This window comes from Paraoerskovia sediminicola (assembly GCF_030296575.1).
Classification (GTDB): domain Bacteria; phylum Actinomycetota; class Actinomycetes; order Actinomycetales; family Cellulomonadaceae; genus Paraoerskovia; species Paraoerskovia sediminicola.
In genome coordinates this window covers 2656405-2676211 of sequence record NZ_AP027729.1, presented here as the reverse complement: position 1 = coordinate 2676211, position 19807 = coordinate 2656405, and the positions used below count along the sequence as shown (strand labels likewise).

Sequence of the window (19807 nt, the reverse complement as noted above, 5' to 3'; positions counted from 1 at the left end):
GTCGACGTCGTCCCGCTTGATGAGTGCCACGGTGGTGATTCTAGGTGCCGCGGGGCCGCGGGCTCAGCGGGGCCGGACGAGCCGGGTGTGCAGCGCGACCGCGCTGAGGTCGGTGAGCGACGCGACCTGGTCGACGACGACGCGAAGGCGCGCGCCGTCGTCCGACGCCTGCTCCCAGTCCTCGACGAACGTGGGCTCGAGGGCGAGCGGACCGCGGTCGAGGACCACCTCGACGAGGTCCCGGATGATCGTGCGCTGCCGCTGGTAGATCGGTTCCTTCTCGCGGGGGCCATCACGTAGGCGACCGCGATCCCCTTGAGCGCCAGGATCTCGGCCAGCGTGGTCTCCGGGACCATGAGCTGGGCGGAGTACCGGGTCAGCCGGCCGTCCCCGTAGGCGGCCCGCGTCGCGAGGTGCGCGCTGTCGCTGAACCGCCCGATGAGCTGGCTCGTGGCGTCCTTGAGCGCGGCGAGCGCACGCCGGCTGCCGTCGAAGCCGGTCAGCAGGTGGCCGGTGCCGACGAGGCGCAGGAGGGCCGCGTCGAGCTCGTCGGCCGAGTGCCGACGCCCGTACCAGGCGTGCACGGCGTCGACGACGAGCGCCCGCTCGCCGGCGTCGTCCATGCGGTCGAGCTCGATCCTGCCGCCGACCACGGCGTCCTCGACGTCGTGCACCGAGTACGAGATGTCGTCGGCGAGGTCCATGACCTGCGACTCCATGCACTTGACCCGGTCGGGCGCGCCCTCGCGCAGCCACGCGAAGACGGGCCGGTCGTCGTCGTACACGCCGAACTTCGGTGTCGGCAGGCCGTCCTCGCGCACCGGACCCTCGCCGCGGCCCCACGGGTACTTGACGCTCGCGTCGAGCGAGGCCCGGGTCAGGTTCAGGCCGGCGGGCCCGCCGTCGGTCGTGAACACCTTGGGCTCGAGCCTCGTCAGGAGCCGCAGCGTCTGCGCGTTGCCCTCGAACCCGCCGACGTCGCGGGAGACGTCCGCGAGCGCCCGCTCGCCGTTGTGGCCGAACGGCGGGTGGCCGAGGTCGTGCGCCAGGCAGGCGGTGTCGACGATGTCGGGGTCGCAGCCGAGGGCCTTGCCGAGCTCTCGACCGATCTGCGCGACCTCGAGGCTGTGCGTCAGGCGCGTGCGGACGAAGTCGTCGCTGCCGGGGCCGAGGACCTGGGTCTTGGCGCCGAGCCGGCGCAGGGCGGACGAGTGGACGACGCGGGCGCGGTCGCGCTCGAAGGGCGTGCGGACCTTGCTCTTGGGCGGTTCCGGCGACCACCGCTCGACGTCGGTGGAGCCGTAGCCGGGCTCCGGCTGGTGCCCGGGTGGGGACACGCTCGCTCTGGGACTGTCTGGCACGTCACCCACCCTAGTCAGACGGCGCTTCTCCGGCCGCGACGACCGCCTCGATGACGGCTCCGAGGAGAACGGCCGGCAGGCCGAGGCTCGCGAGCTCGTCGACCAGCTCGAGCCCGGTGAGGCTCCGCGCGGCGACGTAGGCGCGGTCCTTCGTGGTCACCTCGATGTGCGCGCCGGCCAGGAGTCCGCGTACCGCGTCGAGGAGGTCGACCGTGGCGCGCCGAGCACCGGCGACGGTCAGCACCACCGGCAGCGTCAGGTCGACGCCCTCGGCGCGCAGGCGCAGCGCGGGCGCGAGGAGGTCGGCGACGTCGTCCGCAGGGGTCTCGACCACCGTGACCGGGTGCTCCTCGCCGCCGACGGTGAGCGAGACGGAGCCCACCGCCGTGACGCCGGCGAGGTCGAACCCGAGGCCGGGCACGGTGCGGCCGGAGCGCTCCCCGGTGTCGCGCTCAGCGCTGTCCCCGGCATCGCCCCCGGCGCCGGCCGCGCTTGGTCCGCCCGGCTCGATCTCGAGCCGCAGATCCAGGCCCGTACCTTCCCCGGCCCGGCACGTCTGGCGCACCACGGTGCGCCGGGCCACCGGGGCCGCGGAGCCGTCGTCCTCCACGAAGGACGACTCCCCCGTGCCGGGGACGACGCGCAGCACGAGCTCGTCCGGGTCCTGCGCGACGGGGGCCGTCGCGTCCGCGGCCAGCGGGAGGACCGCCCCGGCCCGGACGAGGACGGGGTAGTCGTCGAGGCCGCGGTGCAGCGTCGTGGTGCGCCCGCCGCGGTAGGTCGCACCGGTGAAGAGGTCGGTCCAGGTGCCCTCGGGCAGCCACGCCGTGACCGCGCCGACGCGGGCCTCGGGGTCCCTCGGGGTCGTGATCGGCGCGACGAGCAGATCGGGGCCGAACAGGAAGACGTTCGGGTGCTCGTACGCCTCCGGCTCGTCGGGGTACGCGTGGTACAGCGGTCGGGCGAGCGGCACGCGGTGCTCGTGCGCCGCCCACGCCGCCGTGTACAGGTACGGGACGAGCACGTGGCGCAGGCGCAGGAACCTCGCCGCGACGTGGCCCGCCTCACGACCCAGGAGCCAGGGTTCCTTCGAGCCGAACGGGCTCGACGACGAGTGCAGCCGGTTCACCGGCGAGAACACCCCGTACTGCACCCACCGTGCCGTCAGCTCCGGGTCGGTCGAGCCCTCCATGTGACCGCCGACGTCGTGGCTCCACCAGAAGTACCCGATGTTCGCGGCGGTGCTGGTGAAGTACGGCTGGAAGTCCAGGGACGCCCACGTGGCGATCGTGTCGCCCGAGAACCCGACGGGGTACCGGTGGCTGCCCGGGCCGCTGTAGCGGGAGAAGGTCAGCGGGCGGCGCCCTCCCCTGCCCGAGTCCTTGTGGTGGACGTGGTTGAGCATCCACAGCGGGTCCAGCCCGGGCACCCGGGTGACGCCGCCGGACTGCCAGTCCAGCCACCAGAAGTCCACGCCCTCGTCCTCGAGCGGGTGGTGGACGTGGTCGAGGTAGGCGTCGACGAACGCGCGGTCCGTGATGTCGAACGGGATCGCGACCCCGGAGTCCGGGTCGACCCCGAGGGCGCGCGCGGTGGCCGGGTAGGCGTCCTCGTGGCGTCGGACGCCGTCCGCGGGGTGGACGTTGAGGGTGACGGCCAGTCCTCGGTCGTGGAGGGCGGCGAGGAACGCCGCCGGGTCCGGGAACAGGTCCCGGTTCCACGTGTAGCCGGTCCACCCGGTCCCGAGCGCCGGGTCGACGTCGGTGACGTGCCAGTCCATGTCGATCACGGACACCGAGAACGGCAGCCGCTCGGCGTCGAACCGGTCGAGCAGCGCGAGGTAGCCGTCGTGGTCGTAGCGCCAGAACCTGCTCCACCAGTTGCCCAGCACGTGGCGCGGGACCAGGGGCGGGGCGCCCGTGAGTCGGAAGTAGTCGTCCAGCGCGCCCTGGTAGTCGTGACCGTGGGCGAAGACGTACAGGTCGTGCGCCGGTCGCGAGCCGGCCCCGCCGCCGGACCCTGACCGGGACCCCGCGCCGGACCTCGATCGTGGCGCGACCCACCCGTCGGGCGTCATCAGGACCGACGCCGAGTCGTCGAGCGTCGCGAAGCCGTAGGTCGACAGGATGCCCGGTTCGAGGGGGCACGCCCCGTCGACCTCGTCCAGGGTGCGTGCGGTGCCCCCGAGGTTCCCGCGGCGCGGCAGGTACTGCGGCAGGTCCTCGCCGAACCGCCAGGCCGCGTAGTGGATGTCGGGTGCGCCGTGGAGCGTGACCGAGAGCCCCGAGCTCGTGAACGGTCCGCCGTCGTGGTGCAGCTCGACGTGCTCCGTGCGGACCGTGAGGGACGCGCCGTCGCGCTCGACGGTGAAGCCCGGGACCGGGAAGTCACGGTTCGTCACGACGGCCGTGGCCTCGTCGACGAACGCGCCGTCGTCCGCCCACTCGAGCCGGATCAGCCGGCTCGTCAGGATCGTGAAGCGGTAACCGGGCCCGGTGATCTGGGACGCGGCGGCCGCGGGACGGGGCGACCCGTCGCTCAGGGAGAACATGTGGGACCTCTCGGGCTGGGACGTCGTGCGCGGTCAGGGAGGGCCGGTGTCAGCCGGTCTGCGCGGGCAGGCGCCAGACGCCCACCGCAGGCCCGTCGCCCGCGACGCGGACACCGTCGGGTTCGACCTGGAGCGGGACGCCGCCGAACAGCCGTTCCGGGAACCCGTCGACGGCGAGCCCCGTCACCACGGCGCCCGACCACGGACCGCGAGCGGCGACGACGAGCACCCGCTCGTCGGCCGTCTCGCGGAGGTAGACGAGCGCGTCGTCGTCCACGTGGACCCACCGCATGCCGCCCTCGCGCAGCGCGCGGGACTCGCGCCGCAGCCGGACCAGGGACCGGTAGGTGTCGTGGGTCGCGGCGTCCTGCAGCTCGAGACGGCCCCACGGCATCGGCACCCGCGAGTGCTCCCCGTTGACCCCCTCGAGGCCGAGCTCGTCCCCGGCGAACACGACCGGTGTGCCCGGGTATGTCATGAGGACCGCCGCGGCGACCTCGACCATCTCCGGACCGCCGACGACGGTGCGAAGCCGCGCCGTGTCGTGCGAGCCGAGCATGTTCCACTGGCGGGACGCGACGGCCCACGGCACCACGGCGTCGAACTCGCGCATCGTGGCGACGACGTCAGGACCCGACCGCCGCGGCATGGTCACCGGAAGACCCAGGTACGGGACCTGCGACCCCTCGGGCGCGAGCCACGTCCAGATCGGCCGGGTGAACGCCGAGTAGTTCATGTTGGCGTGCCAGCCGTCGCCCGCGAGGTCGCCGCTCGCGTCGTGGAAGTGCTCGCCGACGAGCGCCCCGTCGGCGCGGACGTCCGTGATCGCCCGGCGCACCTCGCGCGCGACCTCGTGCGTGTCGTCCTGCGCGGCGTGGCGGCCCGTCATGTTCGCGACGTCGACCCGCCAGCCGTCCAGGTCGAACGGCGCCTCGAGGTAGCGGCGCACGGGCGCGTCGGCGCCGTGCAGCATCTTCTCGGCGACCTGCGGCGACGCCCAGTCGAGCTTCGGCAGCGAGTCGTGCTCGAGCCAGCTCACGTAGCCGCCGTCGGTCCAGTAGTAGAGGTCGCGCTCCGGTGCCTGCGGGTCGGCGAGCGCGGCGACGAACCACTCGTGCCCCGCGCCGGTGTGGTTCGTGGTGATGTCCCCCATCACCCGCAGCCCGCGCGCGTGCGCGGCGCGCGTGAGGGAGGCGAGCGCCTCGTCCCCGCCGAGCAGCGGGTCGACGTGCGCGAACGTGCTCGCGTCGTAGCGGTGGTTGGAGCGCCCGGGGAAGAACGGGGTGAGGTACAGCGTGCCGACGCCGAGGTCCACGAGGTGGTCGAGGTGCTCCTCGACGCCCGCGAGGTCCCCGCCGTAGAGCTGCGTCCCGACCCCCGGCCCCTCGGGGATCACAGGGGTGTCCCAGTCCGCGGGGAGCGCCCACCCCGGCAGGTCCCGGTCCGCCGCCGCGGCGGAGCGCGCGAACCGGTCCGGGAACACCTGGTAGACGATCCCGTCGCGCATCCAGTCCGGCGCGGGCGCGTGGGTCGTGATCCGGAAGTCGGCGACGTCGGAGACGTCGCGGGCGTGGGTGCCGCGCCCGTTCAGCCACAGGTAGGGGACGTCGAGGTCCCCTTGAGCAGGAACCGATAGCTCGTCACCGGGTTGTGGACGAGCAGGTCGGCCGCGAACCAACACTCCCCGGGTTCGGGCGCGCCGGCCCCGAAGGGCCCTGGAGTCGGGCGCGCCCGCGAGAGCCGGGGCTCGCCGTCCCGCACCGAGCGGAGCCAGACCTCGTCGACGCTCGACGGGACCCGGAGCCGGACCTCGACGGTGCCGCCGAGGACCGGCGTCCCCGCGGGGACGTAGAGCTCGGACCCGTCGTGGTGCGCCCCGAGGGTGACCCGCGGGACCTGGCGAGGGACGGCGTCCGACATCAGGTCAGCCCTTGACCGACCCGGCCGTGAGGCCGCCGACGATGTACCGCTGGAGGAACAGGAACAGCGCCACCACGGGGATCGCGGCGATCACGGCGCCCGCGGCGAACAGACCCCAGGGGGCGTTCCGCTCGTCCGCGGCCCAGTTGTACAGACCGACGGCCAGCGTGAACTCCTCGGGACGCTGCAGGACGATCTTGGCGATGATGAAGTCGCCGTACGCCGTGATGAACGACAGCAGACCCACGACCGTGAGGATCGGCGTCACGAGCCGGACGATGATGCCCCAGAAGATCTGCGCGTGCGTCGCACCGTCGATCTTCGCGGCCTCGTCGAGCTCACGCGGGACGGTGTTGAAGAACCCGTACATGAGGAACGTGTTCACGCCGAGGGCGCCACCCAGGTAGACGCAGATCAGACCGAGCTGAGAGTTCAGGCCCAGCACCGGGAACACGTCCCCGAGCGACAGGAGGAGCAGGAAGATCGCGACGAACGCGAGCATCTGCGGGAACATCTGGATGAGCAGCAACGCCGTCAGGCCCTGGTGCCGGCCCTTGAACCGGAACCGGGAGAACGAGTACGCGGCGGCCCCGCCCATGACCACGGTCCCGGCGGCGGTCACCGTGCACACGATCAGCGAGTTGACCATCCAGTCGCCGAACCCGGACGGGACCAGGTTCGCGTAGTTCTCCAGCGAGACCGTCCGGAACAGCTCGTTGGACCCTGTCAGGGTGCCCGCCGGGTTCAGGCTCGCCGACACCGCGTAGAGCAGCGGCAGGACGCAGATCAGCACCATGACCACGCCGACGACGTGGCGCCAGCCGATCTCGTTCCACCAGCGCGCTCCGCGCAGCCGGTTGTCGTTGACCGGCTGGGGCGCAGCGGTCACCTCCGGGGAGGTTCGGGTCGACGCCATCTCAGAGCTCCTCGAGCTTGCGGGTGCGGCGGAATCCGATCCAGGAGATCAGTCCGACCATGATGAAGATCAGGATGGAGAGCGCGCTCGCCACGCCGTACTGCTTGCTGCCGCTCTCGAACGCCACGGAGTACACCATCGAGATCAGGATGTCCGTGTGCCCGACGACGTACGGGGTGCCGACGAAGTTGGGACCACCGCCCGTGAGCATGAAGATCAGCGAGAAGTTGTTGAAGTTGAAGGCGAACGAGGCGATGAGCAGCGGCGCCACGGAGACCATCAGCATCGGCAGGGTGAGCGAGCGGAACATCCGCCACCGCCCGGCACCGTCGATCTTGGCGGCCTCCATCATGTCGCTCGGGATCGCCTGGAGCGCGCCCGTCGTGATGAGGAACATGTACGGGAAGCCGAGCCAGAGGTTGACGAGGATCACCGAGACCTTCGCCAGCGTGGGGTCGGTCAGCCAGGGCACCGACGCCCCGCCGAGCAGCACCTCGTTGACGAAGCCGAACCTCTCGTTGAGCATGCCGGACCACACGAGCGCCGAGAGGAACCCCGGGAACGCGTACGGGAGGATCAGCAGCGACCGGTAGATCTTGCGGCCGCGGACCCGCTCGTCGTTGAACGTGATCGCCAGGAAGAGTCCCAGCGCGAACGTCGTCAGGACCGAGAGCGCCGCGAAGACGAAGGTCCACCCGAAGATCGAGGCGAACGGACCGGCCATGCGGGAGTCCGTGAACATCGCCGAGAAGTTGGAGAACCCGACGCCGACCCGCCAGCCGGGCGTGAGCTCCTGGCCGTCGGCGGAGACGAAGTTCCCGCCACCGCTGGGGCTGTAGACCGTGCCGGTCTCCGTGTCGACGAACGTGTCGCTGTCCTCGTCGTACGCGAGCGCCGGCTGGTAGACGAACCCGGTCGAGCCGTCCTGGGTGCGGATCGAACCGCTCTCCGGGTCGTCCGACAGCGGGACGCGCAGCTGCGTGATCTCCGACTGGCGACCCGCGACGTCGACGAACGACAGCACGTCGCCGTCGGGGATCGAGGTGATCGACCCGTTCTCGACGACCGCGTCCGGCTCGGCCTCGAACGGCTGCTCCGCCGACCCGACGCGGACCTGACCGTCGTCGACGATCGCGAACCCGAGCTCGTCGCCCTGGGTGACGACGGTCAGCGGGTACGACGCCGAACCCTCGACGCGGCGCTCGTTCTGCTCCGAGATCTGCGCGATCGCGTCGTCCTTGGTGGAGTTGTGCCCGTCGCCGTAGTTCGTGAACGCGACGTACGCCGTGTACCCCATCGCGAAGATCTGGTAGACGAACAGGAAGATCAGGCCCGGCACCAGGTACTTCGCGGCGAGCGCGCGGCGGGAGAAGTAGGCCCAGTCGACGGCGACGAGCGCCAGCACGAGGAACGCGAGGATCCCCCACGACTGCACGGCCCACGCCGCGAGGATCCCGTACAGGCCGACGGCGTTCGCGAGAGCCACGAGCGCGAGCTTGACGAGGAATCCGGGACGGACGTCCCTCGCGTGCGAGGCCCAGCCTCGGCGCGGGCGGCGGGTCCCGGAGGAGTCCTCCGGTGGCGACCCGTTGCCGGAGCCGGCGGTCGTCGGCCCCTCGACAGCGGTGGGGTGTGTCATCGATCGGTCCTTACGGCGTGCGCAGCGGTGCGCGTGGATCGGGGATGTGCTGGGTGGTGCGGCTGGAGCTGGGTGGTGCAGGTCGTGCTGGGTCGCGCGGCCGTCGGTCGGAGCAGATGTCGTGCAGCTGCGGAACAGATGTCGGCAGCTGGTGCCTGCTCACATGGTCGCGCGAGACCGGTCCTGTCCGCGCGTCGGCGCGGACAGGACCGGGTGGGGGCGTCAGCCCGCGTCGATCGCGCCCTGGATGTTGTCGACCATCTGGTCCCAGGCGGTGTCGGCGTCGGCCTGACCGTCGACGACCTGCGCCTCGGTCGTGCCCCAGAAGCCCCAGACGGAGCTCATCTCGGGGATGGCGGGCATCGGGGCGCCCTCCATGCCGGCGTCGTTGAACCCGGTCAGGATCGGGTCGTCGACCTTGGCGGCCGAGGCCGTCAGGGCCGGGGTGCGGCCACCCTCGGTGTAGAGGACGTCCTGCGCCTCCTCGGTCGTCAGGTAGTTCGCAACGAACTCGTTGGCGAGGACGGGGTTCTCGGACTTCGCGGAGATGAAGACGCCCTGGACGCCCACGAACGGCTGCGACGGCTCGCCGCCGGCGCTCGGGATCGGCAGCACGGAGATGTCCATGCCGGCCTCGGTGAACGCCGTGGTGTTCCACGGGCCGGTCAGGATGTACGGGGCGTCGCCGTCGAGGAACGCCTGCTTGGCCTTCTCGCCGTCGATCGAGATGTCGAGCACGTCCTCGTCACCGAGCTTGGCGAGGTACTCGCTGAACGCGTGGCCGGCGTCGCCGCCCATCTCGATGTCGCTCGTGTACGAGCCGTCGTCCGCCTGGGCGAAGACCGGTGCCCCGAAGGACGTCTGCAGGGGGTAGAGGTGGTACGGGTCCGACTCCTCGCCCTGCTGGATCAGGACGGAGAACTCGGTGCCGGCGCCCTTGGCCTGCTCCACGAGCTCGTCGAAGGTCGTGGCCGAGGTCTCGTCGAGCAGGTCGTTGTTGCGGACGAGCGCGATGTTCTCGATCGACAGCGGGACGCCGTACGTCTGGCCGTCGTAGGCCATGGCCGCCATGGCTGCCGGGGCGAAGCCGTCGGCCTTGTCGCCGAGCTCGATCGGTGCGACGACGCCGTTGTTGACCCACTCGCCGAGGCCGTCGTGGGCCGAGGTGATGATGTCCGGGCCCTCGCCCGTCGGGACCTGGGCGACGAAGTCGGGGCCGATGTCGCCCGACGCCTTCTGCACCAGGTCGACCTCGACACCGGTCTTCTCGGTGAAGGCGTCGACGACCGGCTGCATCTCGCCGATGCGGGTGTCGTCGACCCACATCGTCAGGGTGCCCTCGGCGGTGGCCGCGGACTCGGTGGCCTCAGGTGCGGCCGACTCGGCGGAGTCCGACGACCCCGAACCGCATGCGGTGAGCGCGAGGGCGGTGACCGTCGCGCCGGCAAGAATGATGCTCCGTCGCATCTCAACTCCATCGTGTCGTGGGCCGCCGACCCTGTGCCGGTGCCCCCTTGTGAGAGGAACGTACGTCCGCGTGCAAACTTTTGCAAGCCGTTGCGGTACCTTTCATGTAACAGTTTCATCGAGGGATGGAACGACCGGACGAGGAGGTCCCGTGTCCCCTAGGGTTCCGGGTGTGCGCACCCGATTGACAGACCTTGCAGAGCAGGCCGGCGTCAGCACCGCGACCGTCTCCCGCGTGCTCAACGGGAAGTCGGGCGTCGCTTCGGAGACCCGTCAGGCCGTGCTCCAGGCGCTCGACCTGCTGGGCTACGAGCGGCCGGAGAAGCTGCGCAACCGCTCCGCGGGCCTCATCGGCCTCGTCGTGCCAGAGCTCACCAACCCCGTCTTCCCCGCCTTCGCCCAGCAGGTCGAGTCGATGCTCAGCCAGCGCGGGTACACCCCGCTGCTCTGCACGCAGTCCGCCGGCGGGACCACCGAGGACGAGTACGTCGAGATCCTGCTCGAGCACGACGTCGACGGGATCGTCTTCATCTCGGGCCTGCACGCCGACACCACGGCGAACATGACCCGCTACGAGAAGCTGCGCGCCCGGGGCCTGCCGATCGTGCTCGTCAACGGATTCGCCGCCGGGATCGACGCCCCGTTCGTGTCACCCGACGACTCCGCCGCCACGCGTCTCGCGGTGCGCCACCTCGTCTCGCTGGGCCACCGGAAGGTCGGCCTCGCGATCGGCCCCGACCGGTTCGTCCCGACGCGCCGCAAGATCGACGGCTTCCTCGCCGCGATGGTCCAGCAGGGGCTGGCGGACGACGAGGTCGCCGCCCGGGGGCACGTCGCCTCGTCGCTGTTCACCGTCGAGGGTGGCCAGGCCGCGGCGGGCGAGCTCCTCGACGCCGGGCACACCGGCATCGTCTGCGGCTCCGACCTCATGGCGCTCGGTGCGATCCGTGCCGCGCGCTCGCGCGACCTGCGGGTCCCCGACGACGTGTCGGTCGTCGGCTACGACGACTCGCCGCTCATCGCCTTCACCGACCCGCCGCTCACGACCGTCCGACAGCCGGTGGCGTCGATGGCCCAGGCAGCAGTGACGGCGCTCGTGGCCGAGATCTCGGGCAGCGGCGCGCCCCGCTCCGAGCTCCTCTTCGAGCCCGAGCTCGTCGTGCGCGAGTCGACCGCGGCACGCACCGCCGACTGAGCCGACCCCGCTCGTTGCGCGACCCTGTCGACGGCGCCCCGCGTCGCTCGATGCCCCGGGGTTGCGCAGACCCGACCGCAAGCGCTTACAGTTGAGTCTCCCCCGCTCCGCCTCCTGACAAGGACGTCCGATGTCTCGTATCGATTCGATCGCCCCGACCGGAGCCCTGCCTGCCGGTGCTCTCGTCCACGCCGGCCCCGAGGGCTCGCACGAGTGGTGGCGCGACGCCGTCATCTACCAGGTGTACCCCCGCTCGTACGCGGACGGCGACGGCGACGGGATCGGCGACCTGCCCGGCATCACCGCCAAGCTGCCGCACCTCGCCGAGCTCGGCGTCGACGCCCTCTGGCTGTCGCCGTTCTACCGCTCGCCGCAGAAGGACGCCGGCTACGACGTCGCCGACTACCGCGACGTCGACCCGCTGTTCGGCACGCTCGACGACTTCGACGTCCTGCTCGCCGACGCGCACGCCCACGGCATCCGCGTGATCGTCGACCTGGTGCCGAACCACACCTCCGACCAGCACGTGTGGTTCCAGGAGGCGCTGCGCGCCGCACCGCACAGCCCCGAGCGGGCCCGCTACATCTTCCGTGACGGGCGCGGCGAGCACGGCGAGCTCCCCGAACAACTGGAAGTCCGTCTTCGGCGGCGACGCCTGGACCCGGCTTCCGGCGAGCGACAGCGACGGTGCCGCAGGCGCCCCGTGGTTCCTCCACCTCTTCGACTCGACGCAGCCCGACCTCGACTGGAACAACGCCGAGGTCCACGCCGAGTTCCGCGACGTCCTGCGGTTCTGGCTCGACAAGGGCGTGGACGGGTTCCGGGTCGACGTGGCCCACGGCCTCGTGAAGGCCGACGGCCTGCCCGACTGGGACGGCTCGGTCTCCATGGTCGACGGCACGGCCGACGAGCCGACCGACCAGCCCACCGATCTCGCCGCGCCCGAGGACGGCTCGACCGGCGCCGGCAACAGCGGCCCGATGTTCGACCAGGAGGGCGTGCACGCGATCTACCGCGAGTGGCACGAGGTCCTCGACGAGTACGAGGGCGACCGCTGCCTCGTCGCCGAGGCGTGGGTCGAGCCGCTGTCACGGCTCGCGCGCTACGTCCGTCCGGACGAGATGCACCAGGCGTTCAACTTCTCGTTCCTGACGACGGGGTGGCTCGCCGCTCCGCTGCGCACGGTCATCACCGCATCGCTGAACGCGTCGGACGCCGTCGGCGCACCCACGACGTGGGTCCTGTCGAACCACGACGTGGTGCGCCACCCGTCGCGCCTCGGGCTCGCCGAGCCCGGCCTGCGCCCGAACGGCATCAAGGCGACCGAGCCCCAGCCCGACGAGGAGCTCGGCCTGCGCCGTGCCCGCGCGTTCACGCTCCTGATGCTCGGCCTGCCCGGCAGCTCGTACCTGTACCAGGGCGAAGAGCTCGGCCTGCCCGAGCACACGCAGCTCGACGACGCCGTGCGCGAGGACCCCGCGTTCTTCCGCACCCAGGGCGAGGAGGCGGGCCGCGACGGCTGCCGCATCCCCGTGCCCTGGGAGGCCGACGCCCCCGGGCTCGGGTTCGGCCCGTCCGGTCGGACGTGGCTCCCCCAGCCGGAGTCGTACCGCCGCTACGCCGCCGACGCGCAGCGCGGCGTCGAGGGCTCGACGTACGAGATGTACCGGTCGGCGCTCGCCACCCGCAAGGAGCTCGACCTGGGCGCCGGGACGCTCGCGTGGGTCGACGACTACGCCGACTCGACCGAGGTGCTCGCGTTCCGCAACGGTGACCTGGTCGTCCTCGCGAACATCGGCACGGAGCCCGTCGTGCTCCCCCGCGGCGCCGAGGTCGTGCTCGCGTCGGGTGTCACGTTCGAGGACCGCAGCAGCGACCCGCAGGTGCGCGTGCCCGCCGACACGACGGTCTGGGTCCGCGTCTGACCTTCGCACCACCCGCGGCGACCGCGGGGTTCCCGTCGGATCAGCCGCGCTGATCCGGCGGGGACCCGGTACCGGGCGCCCGACCAGCGTGGCCTGCTCGCCTCAGGGCCGCGCGTCGGCGTGCAGCGCCACCACGCCCGTCGCGGGCACGGACAGATCCTCCGTCGTGCCGTCCTCGCCCACCGTGACGGTCGCGCCGGCGCACCCGTCGTCGGACGGCGGCCCGGCGGCGACGTCGCAGTAGTCGCCTGCCGGGAGGCTCGTCTGCCACGACGACGCGTACGCGTCGTCGCCCCGGTTCACCGCGACGAAGCCGCGGTCACCGCGGGAGAACGCGAGCACGTCGGGGTCCGCCACCTCCACGCCGTCGACCGGGGCGTCGCCGACGGCGGCGCGCCACCCGACCATCCCCTCGACCAGGGGCCACCGGTGCTGGCAGACCCACGCGCCGTCGTCCGACGCCAGGGCAGCCTGCGGGCCGGCGTCGCCCGCGCACGTGGCGGGCTCGACGCGACCGTCGGGACCCTGCGGCGGGCCGGCGTCGCGGTCCGAGAACGCGTACCCGGAGTAGACGACCGGGGTGCCGTAGTCGCCGGCCAGCATGAGGGCGTTCGCCACGGCATACGCGGCGCCGTCCCGATAGCTCAGGGTCGAGCCGTCGCGCTCGGTGTCGTGGTTGTCGACGAAGACGTCGGCGACGTCGCTCGGCAGCTTCGCCCGGCCGAGGTCGACGGCGGTGCCGAACGAGCTGCCACCGGTGACCAGCCCCGCGAGCTCGCGGCCGTACCCGAACTCGAAGACCTCCCCGTGGTCCACGTACTCCTCGGGCTGCACCGGCTCCCCCGACCCGCGGATCACCTCCTGCACGATCCGCGTCCCCTCGGGCAGCTCGCCGACGATCGCGCCGACGTCCTGCGCCGCCATGTGCTTGGCGGCGTCGATGCGGAACCCGTCGACGCCGAGCGACAGCAGGTCCTCGAGGTATGCCACGACCGTCGTACGGACGTGCTCGGTCTCCGTGGCGAGGTCCGCGAGGTTCACGAGCTCGCAGGTCTGGATCTCGGTCGCGTCCGTGTAGGCGCCGATGTCGTCGTCCGGCGTGCCGCAGTGGTGGAAGTCGCCCGCCTCGTCGCTGTACAGGTCCGGGTACTCGTAGTGCTCGTAGGGAGTGCCCGCCCAGCCCGTACCCGGGTCGTCCTGGCCGGTCATGTGGTTGATCACCGCGTCGGCGACCACATCGACTCCGACGTCGTGGCACGCCGCAGTCATCGCCTCGAGCTCGTCCCGGGTCCCGAGCCGGGACTCGACCTGGTAGCTCACGGGCTGGTACGCCGTCCACCACTGCTCACCGGTGATGTGCTCCTGCGGCGGGGAGGTCAGCACCCAGGAGTACCCGGCGTCCGCGAGGTCGTCGCACTCGTCGGCGATGGCCGTCCACGACCACTGGAACAGCTGGACGCCGACGTCGCTCGCGCGCTCGGGCCCGTCAGCCGGGCTGCAGGCGCCGAGGCCCAGAGCGACGGTCGCGGTCGTCGCGGCGGCGAGCAGGGCGGACGGACGACTTCGGGGCCTCCGGGACGTGCTGCTGGGCGCGCTGATGGGCGCGCCACTGCGCGCGCTGCTCGTTCGGTGCGTCATCGCGTCCGGGCTCCGTACGTCGTCGGGGAGTGACGCTGCAAGCGTACAGAAACTTGCAGCGCCAGAAGTTCACCCGGACACGTCGGGGCTCAGCCTCCGCTGACGCTCAGCTCCGCCTCGCGCAGGCTCTCCTCGAACTCCTCGGACAGGTCCCGCGAGTCCAGCCACCCGTACGGCAGGTGCGGCTTCTTGGGCGACCCGGCGCGGCCGCGCGGACCCTCGGCGTCGGCCCCCGGGTAGCCCTGCTCGAGATCGAGCGCCGCGAGGTGGCCCCGCAGCTCGTCGAGCGTCGAGACCATGGCCAGCGCCCGGCGCGTGTCGCCGCCGACCGCGTAGCCCTTGAAGTACCAGGCCATGTGCTTGCGCAGGTCGCGCATGCCCTTGTCCTCGTCCTCGAAGTACTCCGCCATCAGCTCACCGTGCCGGTAGACGGTCTCGGCGACGTGGCGCAGCCCGGGCGTCACGCGCTCCGGGCGCCCCTCGAACGCCGCCTGGAGGTCGGCGAACAGCCACGGCCGCCCCTGGCACCCTCGGCCGACCACGACCCCGTCGCACCCGGTCTCGGCGACCATCCGGACGGCGTCCTCGGCCGACCAGATGTCCCCGTTGCCGAGCACCGGGACGTGCTTGACCGTCTCCTTGAGCCGGGCGATCGAGGACCAGTCGGCGGTGCCGCTGTAGTAGTCCGCGGCCGTGCGCGCGTGCAGCGCGACCGAGGCGACGCCGGCGTCCTGCGCGATCAGGCCCGCCTCCAGGTACGTGAGGTGGTCGTCGTCGATGCCCTTGCGCATCTTGATCGTCACCGGGACGTCGAACGGCTTCGCCGCGTCGACAGCCGCCCGCACGATCGCGGTGAACAGGTCGCGCTTCCAGGGCAGGACGGCGCCCCCGCCCTTACGGGTGACCTTCGGGACCGGGCAGCCGAAGTTGAGGTCGACGTGGTCCGCGAGGTCCCTCTCGGCGAGGATCCGCACCGCGGCCCCGACCGTGGCCGGGTCCACGCCGTAGACCTGGGCCGAGCGCGGCGACTCGTCCTCGTCGAACGTCACGATGCGCAGGGTCTCGGGGTTGCCCTCGACGAGCGCGCGGCTCGTGACCATCTCGGCGACGAACAGACCGCCGCCGTTCTCGCGGCACAGCGTTCGGAACGCCCGGTTCGTCACGCCCGCCATGGGCGCGAGCTCGACGGGCGTGTCGATCGTGAACCGACCGATCTGCAAGGGCGGCAGGATCCGGGTGGCGGACGGCGCCGCGGGGGCAGGGCCTGCAGGCGCGGCATCGACGGGCGCCGGGCCGGGCTGGCCGGCGGTCGCAGGGCTGGGCGGGATCGGAGCACTCACCGTCCCATTGTCGCGCATCGCCGAGTCGTCGGCCCCGACCGGCGGTCTCGCGCACGCGCGGCAGGGGCGGACCTCTCGGCGCCCGCTCCGCGACGCCGCAGTCCGGTGACATACTGCGCAACACACACGTCTGGAAGGAACCTCATGGCTCTCTGGCTCGTCCTCATCATCGCCGGCCTCGTCCTGCTCGTCCTCGGCCTCGCCGGGCTCGGCCAGTTCTTCATCTACGTGGGCCTCGTCGTCGCTGTCGTCGGCGTCGTCCTCGTGCTCGTCGGCAAGGGGAACAACAAGGTCGGCAAGTAGCGACGGCGCGAACGCCGTCGTACGACGCACGAAGGCCGCCACCCCGCGACGGGAGTGGCGGCCTTCGCCGCGCTCAGGACCGGTTCCGGGCGGACCCGGAACGGCTCAGCAACCCACCAGGTGCTTCGCCAGGTGACCCACGACGTCGGACAGCGCGACGCGCTCCTGCTCCATCGAGTCACGGTGGCGGATCGTCACGGCGTCGTCGTCGAGGGTGTCGAAGTCGACGGTGATGCAGAACGGCGTGCCGATCTCGTCCTGACGGCGGTAGCGGCGGCCGATCGCGCCGGCGTCGTCGAAGTCGACGTTCCAGTGCTCGCGCAGGTCCGCGGCGAGCTGCTTGGCCTTGGGCGAGAGCTTCTCGTTGCGGCTCAGCGGCAGCACGGCGACCTTGACGGGCGACAGGCGCGGGTCGAGCTTGAGCACGACGCGCTTGTCGACGCCGCCCTTGGTGTTGGGGGCCTCGTCCTCGGTGTACGCCTCGACGAGGAACGCCATGAGGGACCGGGTCAGCCCTGCGGCGGGCTCGATCACGTACGGGACCCAGCGCTCGTCCTTCGTCTGGTCGAAGTAGGACAGGTCCTTGCCCGAGTGCTCGGTGTGCGTCTTGAGGTCGAAGTCGGTCCGGTTGGCGACGCCCTCGAGCTCACCCCACTCGCTGCCGGTGAACCCGAACCGGTACTCGACGTCGACGGTGCGGGTCGAGTAGTGGGACAGCTTCTCCTTCGGGTGCTCGTACAGCCGCAGGTTCTCGGGCGAGATGCCGAGACCCGTGTACCAGGCCATGCGCGTGTCGATCCAGTACTGGTGCCACTCCTCGTCCGTCCCGGGCTCGACGAAGAACTCCATCTCCATCTGCTCGAACTCACGGGTGCGGAAGATGAAGTTGCCCGGGGTGATCTCGTTGCGGAACGACTTGCCGATCTGGGCGATGCCGAACGGCGGCTTCTTGCGCGCGGCGCCGGCGACGTTGGCGTAGTTCACGAAGATGCCCTGCGCGGTCTCGGGACGCAGGTAGTGCATGCCCGACTCGTCCTCGACGGCACCGAGGTGCGTCTTGAGCATCATGTTGAAGTCACGCGGCTCCGTCCACCTGCCGCGCGTGCCGCAGTTGGGGCACGCGATCTCGGCGAGGCCGTCGACGGGCTCACGGCCCTTCTTCTCCTCGAACTCCTCGATCATCTGGTCCTCGCGGAACCGCTTGTGGCACGAGAGGCACTCGGTGAGCGGGTCGGTGAAGACGCCGACGTGGCCCGAGGCCACCCAGACCTGGCGCGGCAGGATCACGGACGAGTCGATACCGACGATGTCGTCGCGGCGGGTCATCGCCTTCCACCACTGACGCTTGATGTTCTCCTTGAGCTCCGTACCGAGGGGCCCGTAGTCCCAGGCGGAGCGCGTACCTCCGTAGATCTCTCCCGACGGGAACACGAACCCGCGCCGCTTGGCGAGGGAGACGACGTTGTCGAGACGGGAAGGCGCAGCGGCCACAGTGATCACTCCAGAGATCGGGCGTCCCCGCACGTGGCTTCGTGGGGGTGTCGGACGACGGGTCCCGGCGGCGCGGTCCACGCGCCAGGGCCGTGGACCAGCCTACAGAGCGCGCGGGTGGCCGTAACCCCGACCGGCCTCGGGCGCGGGGCTGCGGAACAGTGACCAGGGCCACCCGCAACGGTTTTGACATTCATTATCAATTAGCCCACGATCGAGGCATGCCGCTGAACCGCCGTCCCCTCCTCATCGTCGCCGCCGCCTCCACGGTCGCCCTCACCGCCACCGCGTGCGGCTCCGCCGCGAGCGAGAGCGCCGCCTCGGCCGAGGCCGCCGCGGAGTCCGGCCGCACCCAGGTGCTCGCCTCCTTCTATCCCCTGCAGTTCGTCGCGGAGCAGGTCGGCGGCGACCACGTCGACGTCTCGAACCTGACGCCTCCGGCCGCCGAGCCGCACGACCTCGAGCTCTCCCCCGCCCAGGTGCGCACCGTCGGCGACGCCGACCTGGTCGTCTACCTCAGCGGCTTCCAGGCCGCGGTGGACGAGGCGATCGACGCCCGCGACGCGACGGCGCTCGACGCCGCCGACTACGTGCACCTGGAGGCCGGACCGAACGGCGCCGACGCCCACGACGCCGAGTCCGGGGCCGAGTCCGAGGACGCGCACGACCACGACGCAGAGTCCGAGTCCGAGGACGACCACGCCGACGACCACGACCATGCGGCCGACGAGGGCACGGACGACGGTCACGACCACGGGATCTACGACCCGCACTTCTGGCTCGACCCGCAGCGCCTCGCGGACCTCGTCCCCGCGGTCGAGGAGCAGCTCGCCGAGATCGACCCCGAGCACGCCGACGACTTCTCGGCGAACGCCGCCGCGCTCACGGACGAGCTCGCGACCCTCGACGAGGAGTACGCGACCGCGCTCGAGCCCTGCGCCGGAGCCGCGCTCGTGACCTCGCACGAGGCGTTCGGGTACCTCGCCGAGAGGTACGACCTGGACCAGGTCGGCATCGCAGGGGTCGACCCGGAGAACGAGCCGGCACCGGCGCGGCTGCGCGAGATCCGCGAGATCGTGGAGAGCGAGGGCGTGACGACGATCTTCACCGAGACGCTCACCAGCCCCAAGGTCGCCGAGACGTTCGCGAAGGACGTCGGCGTCGACACGGCCGTGCTGGACCCGATCGAAGGGCTGACGGACGAGAACTCCGACTACCTTGGCATCATGCGCAGCAACCTGACGGTCCTCGAGGACGGGCTCACCTGCTCGTGACAGCACCTACGGCACGGCCGGTGATCTCGGCGCGGGGCGTGTGCGTCCGCCTCGGCGCGAGCGACATCCTGCACGGCGTCGACCTCACCGTCACGGACGGCGAGGTCGTCGCGCTGCTCGGCGCCAACGGCTCGGGCAAGTCCACCCTGGTGCGCTCCCTCGTGGGTGTCCTGCCGCTCGCCGCGGGCAGCGTCGAGCTGCTCGGGTCCCCGCTCGGCCCCTCGGTCGACTGGGAGCGCGTCGGGTACGTGCCGCAGCGGGTGAGCGCGCAGTCGGGCGTCCCCTCGACCGCCCGCGAGGTCGTCTCGTCGGGGCTGCTCCACGGTCGGCGGCTGCGGCTGCCCCGTGGGTGGCGCACCCGCACCGACGAGGCGCTCGAGCTCGTCGGCCTGCGCGACCGCGCCCAGGACTCGACGAGCGAGCTCTCCGGCGGCCAGCAGCAGCGCGTCCTGATCGCCCGCGCCCTCGTGCGCCGGCCGGACGTGATGATCCTCGACGAGCCCGTCGCCGGGGTCGACCAGCCCAGCCAGGAGGCGTTCGCCGCCACCATGCGCCGGCTGGTCAGCCAAGGGCTGACGGTCCTCGTCGTCCTCCACGAGCTCGGTGAGCTGGCCCCGCTCGTGACGCGGGCCGTCGTCCTGCGGCACGGCCAGGTCGTCCACGACGGGGCCCCGCCCGCGGCCTCCCCGGGCACGACGACGCGGCGCACGAGCACGTCCACCCCCACGACGACGACCCGCGCGACGACCCGCGCCCCGCCGTCCACCAGTCCGACACCGGGATGACG

General features: G+C 71.8%; 13 protein-coding genes and 2 pseudogenes. 5 read left to right on the top strand and 10 right to left on the bottom strand.

Translation table 11 applies throughout. From position 1 onward, the window contains the following. Positions 1-63: 63 nt before the first annotated feature. From QUE47_RS12340 to QUE47_RS12310, 7 genes and pseudogenes are all read right to left on the bottom strand, one after another. Positions 64-1337: pseudogene (locus QUE47_RS12340) on the bottom strand (deoxyguanosinetriphosphate triphosphohydrolase). 34 nt (positions 1338-1371) lie between these two features. Continuing rightward, positions 1372-3912, bottom strand: a complete 2541-nt coding sequence (locus QUE47_RS12335; protein ID WP_286217534.1) for a glycoside hydrolase family 31 protein — start codon at positions 3910-3912, stop codon at positions 1372-1374. A 49-nt stretch (positions 3913-3961) separates the two neighbouring features. Beyond that, entirely contained in the window at positions 3962-5419 is a 1458-nt protein-coding gene (locus QUE47_RS12330) for a glycoside hydrolase family 13 protein (protein WP_286217533.1), read from the bottom strand. Between the two features lie 80 nt (positions 5420-5499). After that, positions 5500-5832, bottom strand: a complete 333-nt coding sequence (locus QUE47_RS12325) for an early set domain-containing protein (protein WP_286217532.1) — start codon at positions 5830-5832, stop codon at positions 5500-5502. Between the two features lie 4 nt (positions 5833-5836). Then, positions 5837-6748 carry a sugar ABC transporter permease gene (locus QUE47_RS12320; RefSeq protein WP_286217531.1) on the bottom strand — a complete coding sequence of 304 codons (912 nt, stop codon included), beginning with the start codon at positions 6746-6748 and terminating at the stop codon, positions 5837-5839. A gap of 1 nt (position 6749) precedes the next feature. Beyond that, positions 6750-8387, bottom strand: a complete 1638-nt coding sequence (locus QUE47_RS12315) for an ABC transporter permease subunit (RefSeq protein ID WP_286217530.1) — start codon at positions 8385-8387, stop codon at positions 6750-6752. Between the two features lie 222 nt (positions 8388-8609). Continuing rightward, positions 8610-9854: a sugar ABC transporter substrate-binding protein gene (locus QUE47_RS12310; RefSeq protein WP_286217529.1), complete on the bottom strand. Its 1245-nt coding sequence runs from the start codon at positions 9852-9854 to the stop codon at positions 8610-8612. A gap of 172 nt (positions 9855-10026) precedes the next feature. Between QUE47_RS12310 and QUE47_RS12305 the strand changes: the two genes are divergently transcribed. After that, positions 10027-11049 carry a LacI family DNA-binding transcriptional regulator gene (locus QUE47_RS12305; protein ID WP_434019682.1) on the top strand — a complete coding sequence of 341 codons (1023 nt, stop codon included), beginning with the start codon at positions 10027-10029 and terminating at the stop codon, positions 11047-11049. Positions 11050-11179: 130 nt separating this feature from the next. Then, positions 11180-12974 (top strand): annotated as a pseudogene (locus tag QUE47_RS12300) (glycoside hydrolase family 13 protein). Positions 12975-13076: 102 nt separating this feature from the next. On the opposite strand, the gene QUE47_RS12295 reads toward QUE47_RS12300, so the two are convergent. After that, on the bottom strand, positions 13077-14612 hold the full coding sequence (locus QUE47_RS12295; protein ID WP_286217527.1) for an alpha-amylase: 1536 nt from the start codon (positions 14610-14612) through the stop codon (positions 13077-13079). Positions 14613-14701: 89 nt separating this feature from the next. Next, entirely contained in the window at positions 14702-15970 is a 1269-nt protein-coding gene (dusB, locus tag QUE47_RS12290) for a tRNA dihydrouridine synthase DusB (protein ID WP_434019681.1), read from the bottom strand. Positions 15971-16096: 126 nt separating this feature from the next. Here dusB and QUE47_RS12285 point away from each other — a divergent pair, with 126 nt between their 5' ends. Further along, positions 16097-16255: a hypothetical protein gene (locus QUE47_RS12285; RefSeq protein WP_286217526.1), complete on the top strand. Its 159-nt coding sequence runs from the start codon at positions 16097-16099 to the stop codon at positions 16253-16255. A 105-nt stretch (positions 16256-16360) separates the two neighbouring features. On the opposite strand, the gene QUE47_RS12280 is transcribed toward QUE47_RS12285, so the two are convergent. After that, entirely contained in the window at positions 16361-17746 is a 1386-nt protein-coding gene (locus tag QUE47_RS12280; RefSeq protein ID WP_286217525.1) for a glycine--tRNA ligase, read from the bottom strand. Positions 17747-17967: 221 nt separating this feature from the next. On the opposite strand from QUE47_RS12280, the gene QUE47_RS12275 reads away from it, so the two are divergent. Both QUE47_RS12275 and QUE47_RS12270 read left to right on the top strand, forming a co-directional pair. Then, positions 17968-19020, top strand: coding sequence for a metal ABC transporter substrate-binding protein (locus tag QUE47_RS12275; RefSeq protein ID WP_286217524.1), 1053 nt, complete (start codon positions 17968-17970; stop codon positions 19018-19020). After that, on the top strand, positions 19017-19805 hold the full coding sequence (locus QUE47_RS12270; protein WP_350227556.1) for a metal ABC transporter ATP-binding protein: 789 nt from the start codon (positions 19017-19019) through the stop codon (positions 19803-19805). The genes QUE47_RS12275 and QUE47_RS12270 overlap by 4 nt, the downstream gene beginning before the upstream one ends. The last annotated feature ends 2 nt before the right edge of the window (positions 19806-19807 follow it).

Excerpts from the sequence above, each read along its gene's own strand:
- QUE47_RS12330 (WP_286217533.1), bottom strand. The coding sequence starts at position 5,419 with ATGCGCGACGGGATCGTCTACCAGGTGTTCCCGGACCGGTTCGCGCGC.
- QUE47_RS12335 (WP_286217534.1), bottom strand. The coding sequence starts at position 3,912 with ATGTTCTCCCTGAGCGACGGGTCGCCCCGTCCCGCGGCCGCCGCGTCC.
- QUE47_RS12285 (WP_286217526.1), top strand. The coding sequence starts at position 16,097 with ATGGCTCTCTGGCTCGTCCTCATCATCGCCGGCCTCGTCCTGCTCGTC.
- QUE47_RS12315 (WP_286217530.1), bottom strand. The coding sequence starts at position 8,387 with ATGACACACCCCACCGCTGTCGAGGGGCCGACGACCGCCGGCTCCGGC.
- QUE47_RS12310 (WP_286217529.1), bottom strand. The coding sequence starts at position 9,854 with ATGCGACGGAGCATCATTCTTGCCGGCGCGACGGTCACCGCCCTCGCG.
- QUE47_RS12295 (WP_286217527.1), bottom strand. The coding sequence starts at position 14,612 with ATGACGCACCGAACGAGCAGCGCGCGCAGTGGCGCGCCCATCAGCGCG.
- QUE47_RS12325 (WP_286217532.1), bottom strand. The coding sequence starts at position 5,832 with ATGTCGGACGCCGTCCCTCGCCAGGTCCCGCGGGTCACCCTCGGGGCG.
- QUE47_RS12320 (WP_286217531.1), bottom strand. The coding sequence starts at position 6,748 with ATGGCGTCGACCCGAACCTCCCCGGAGGTGACCGCTGCGCCCCAGCCG.
- QUE47_RS12275 (WP_286217524.1), top strand. The coding sequence starts at position 17,968 with ATGCCGCTGAACCGCCGTCCCCTCCTCATCGTCGCCGCCGCCTCCACG.
- dusB (WP_434019681.1), bottom strand. The coding sequence starts at position 15,970 with ATGCGCGACAATGGGACGGTGAGTGCTCCGATCCCGCCCAGCCCTGCG.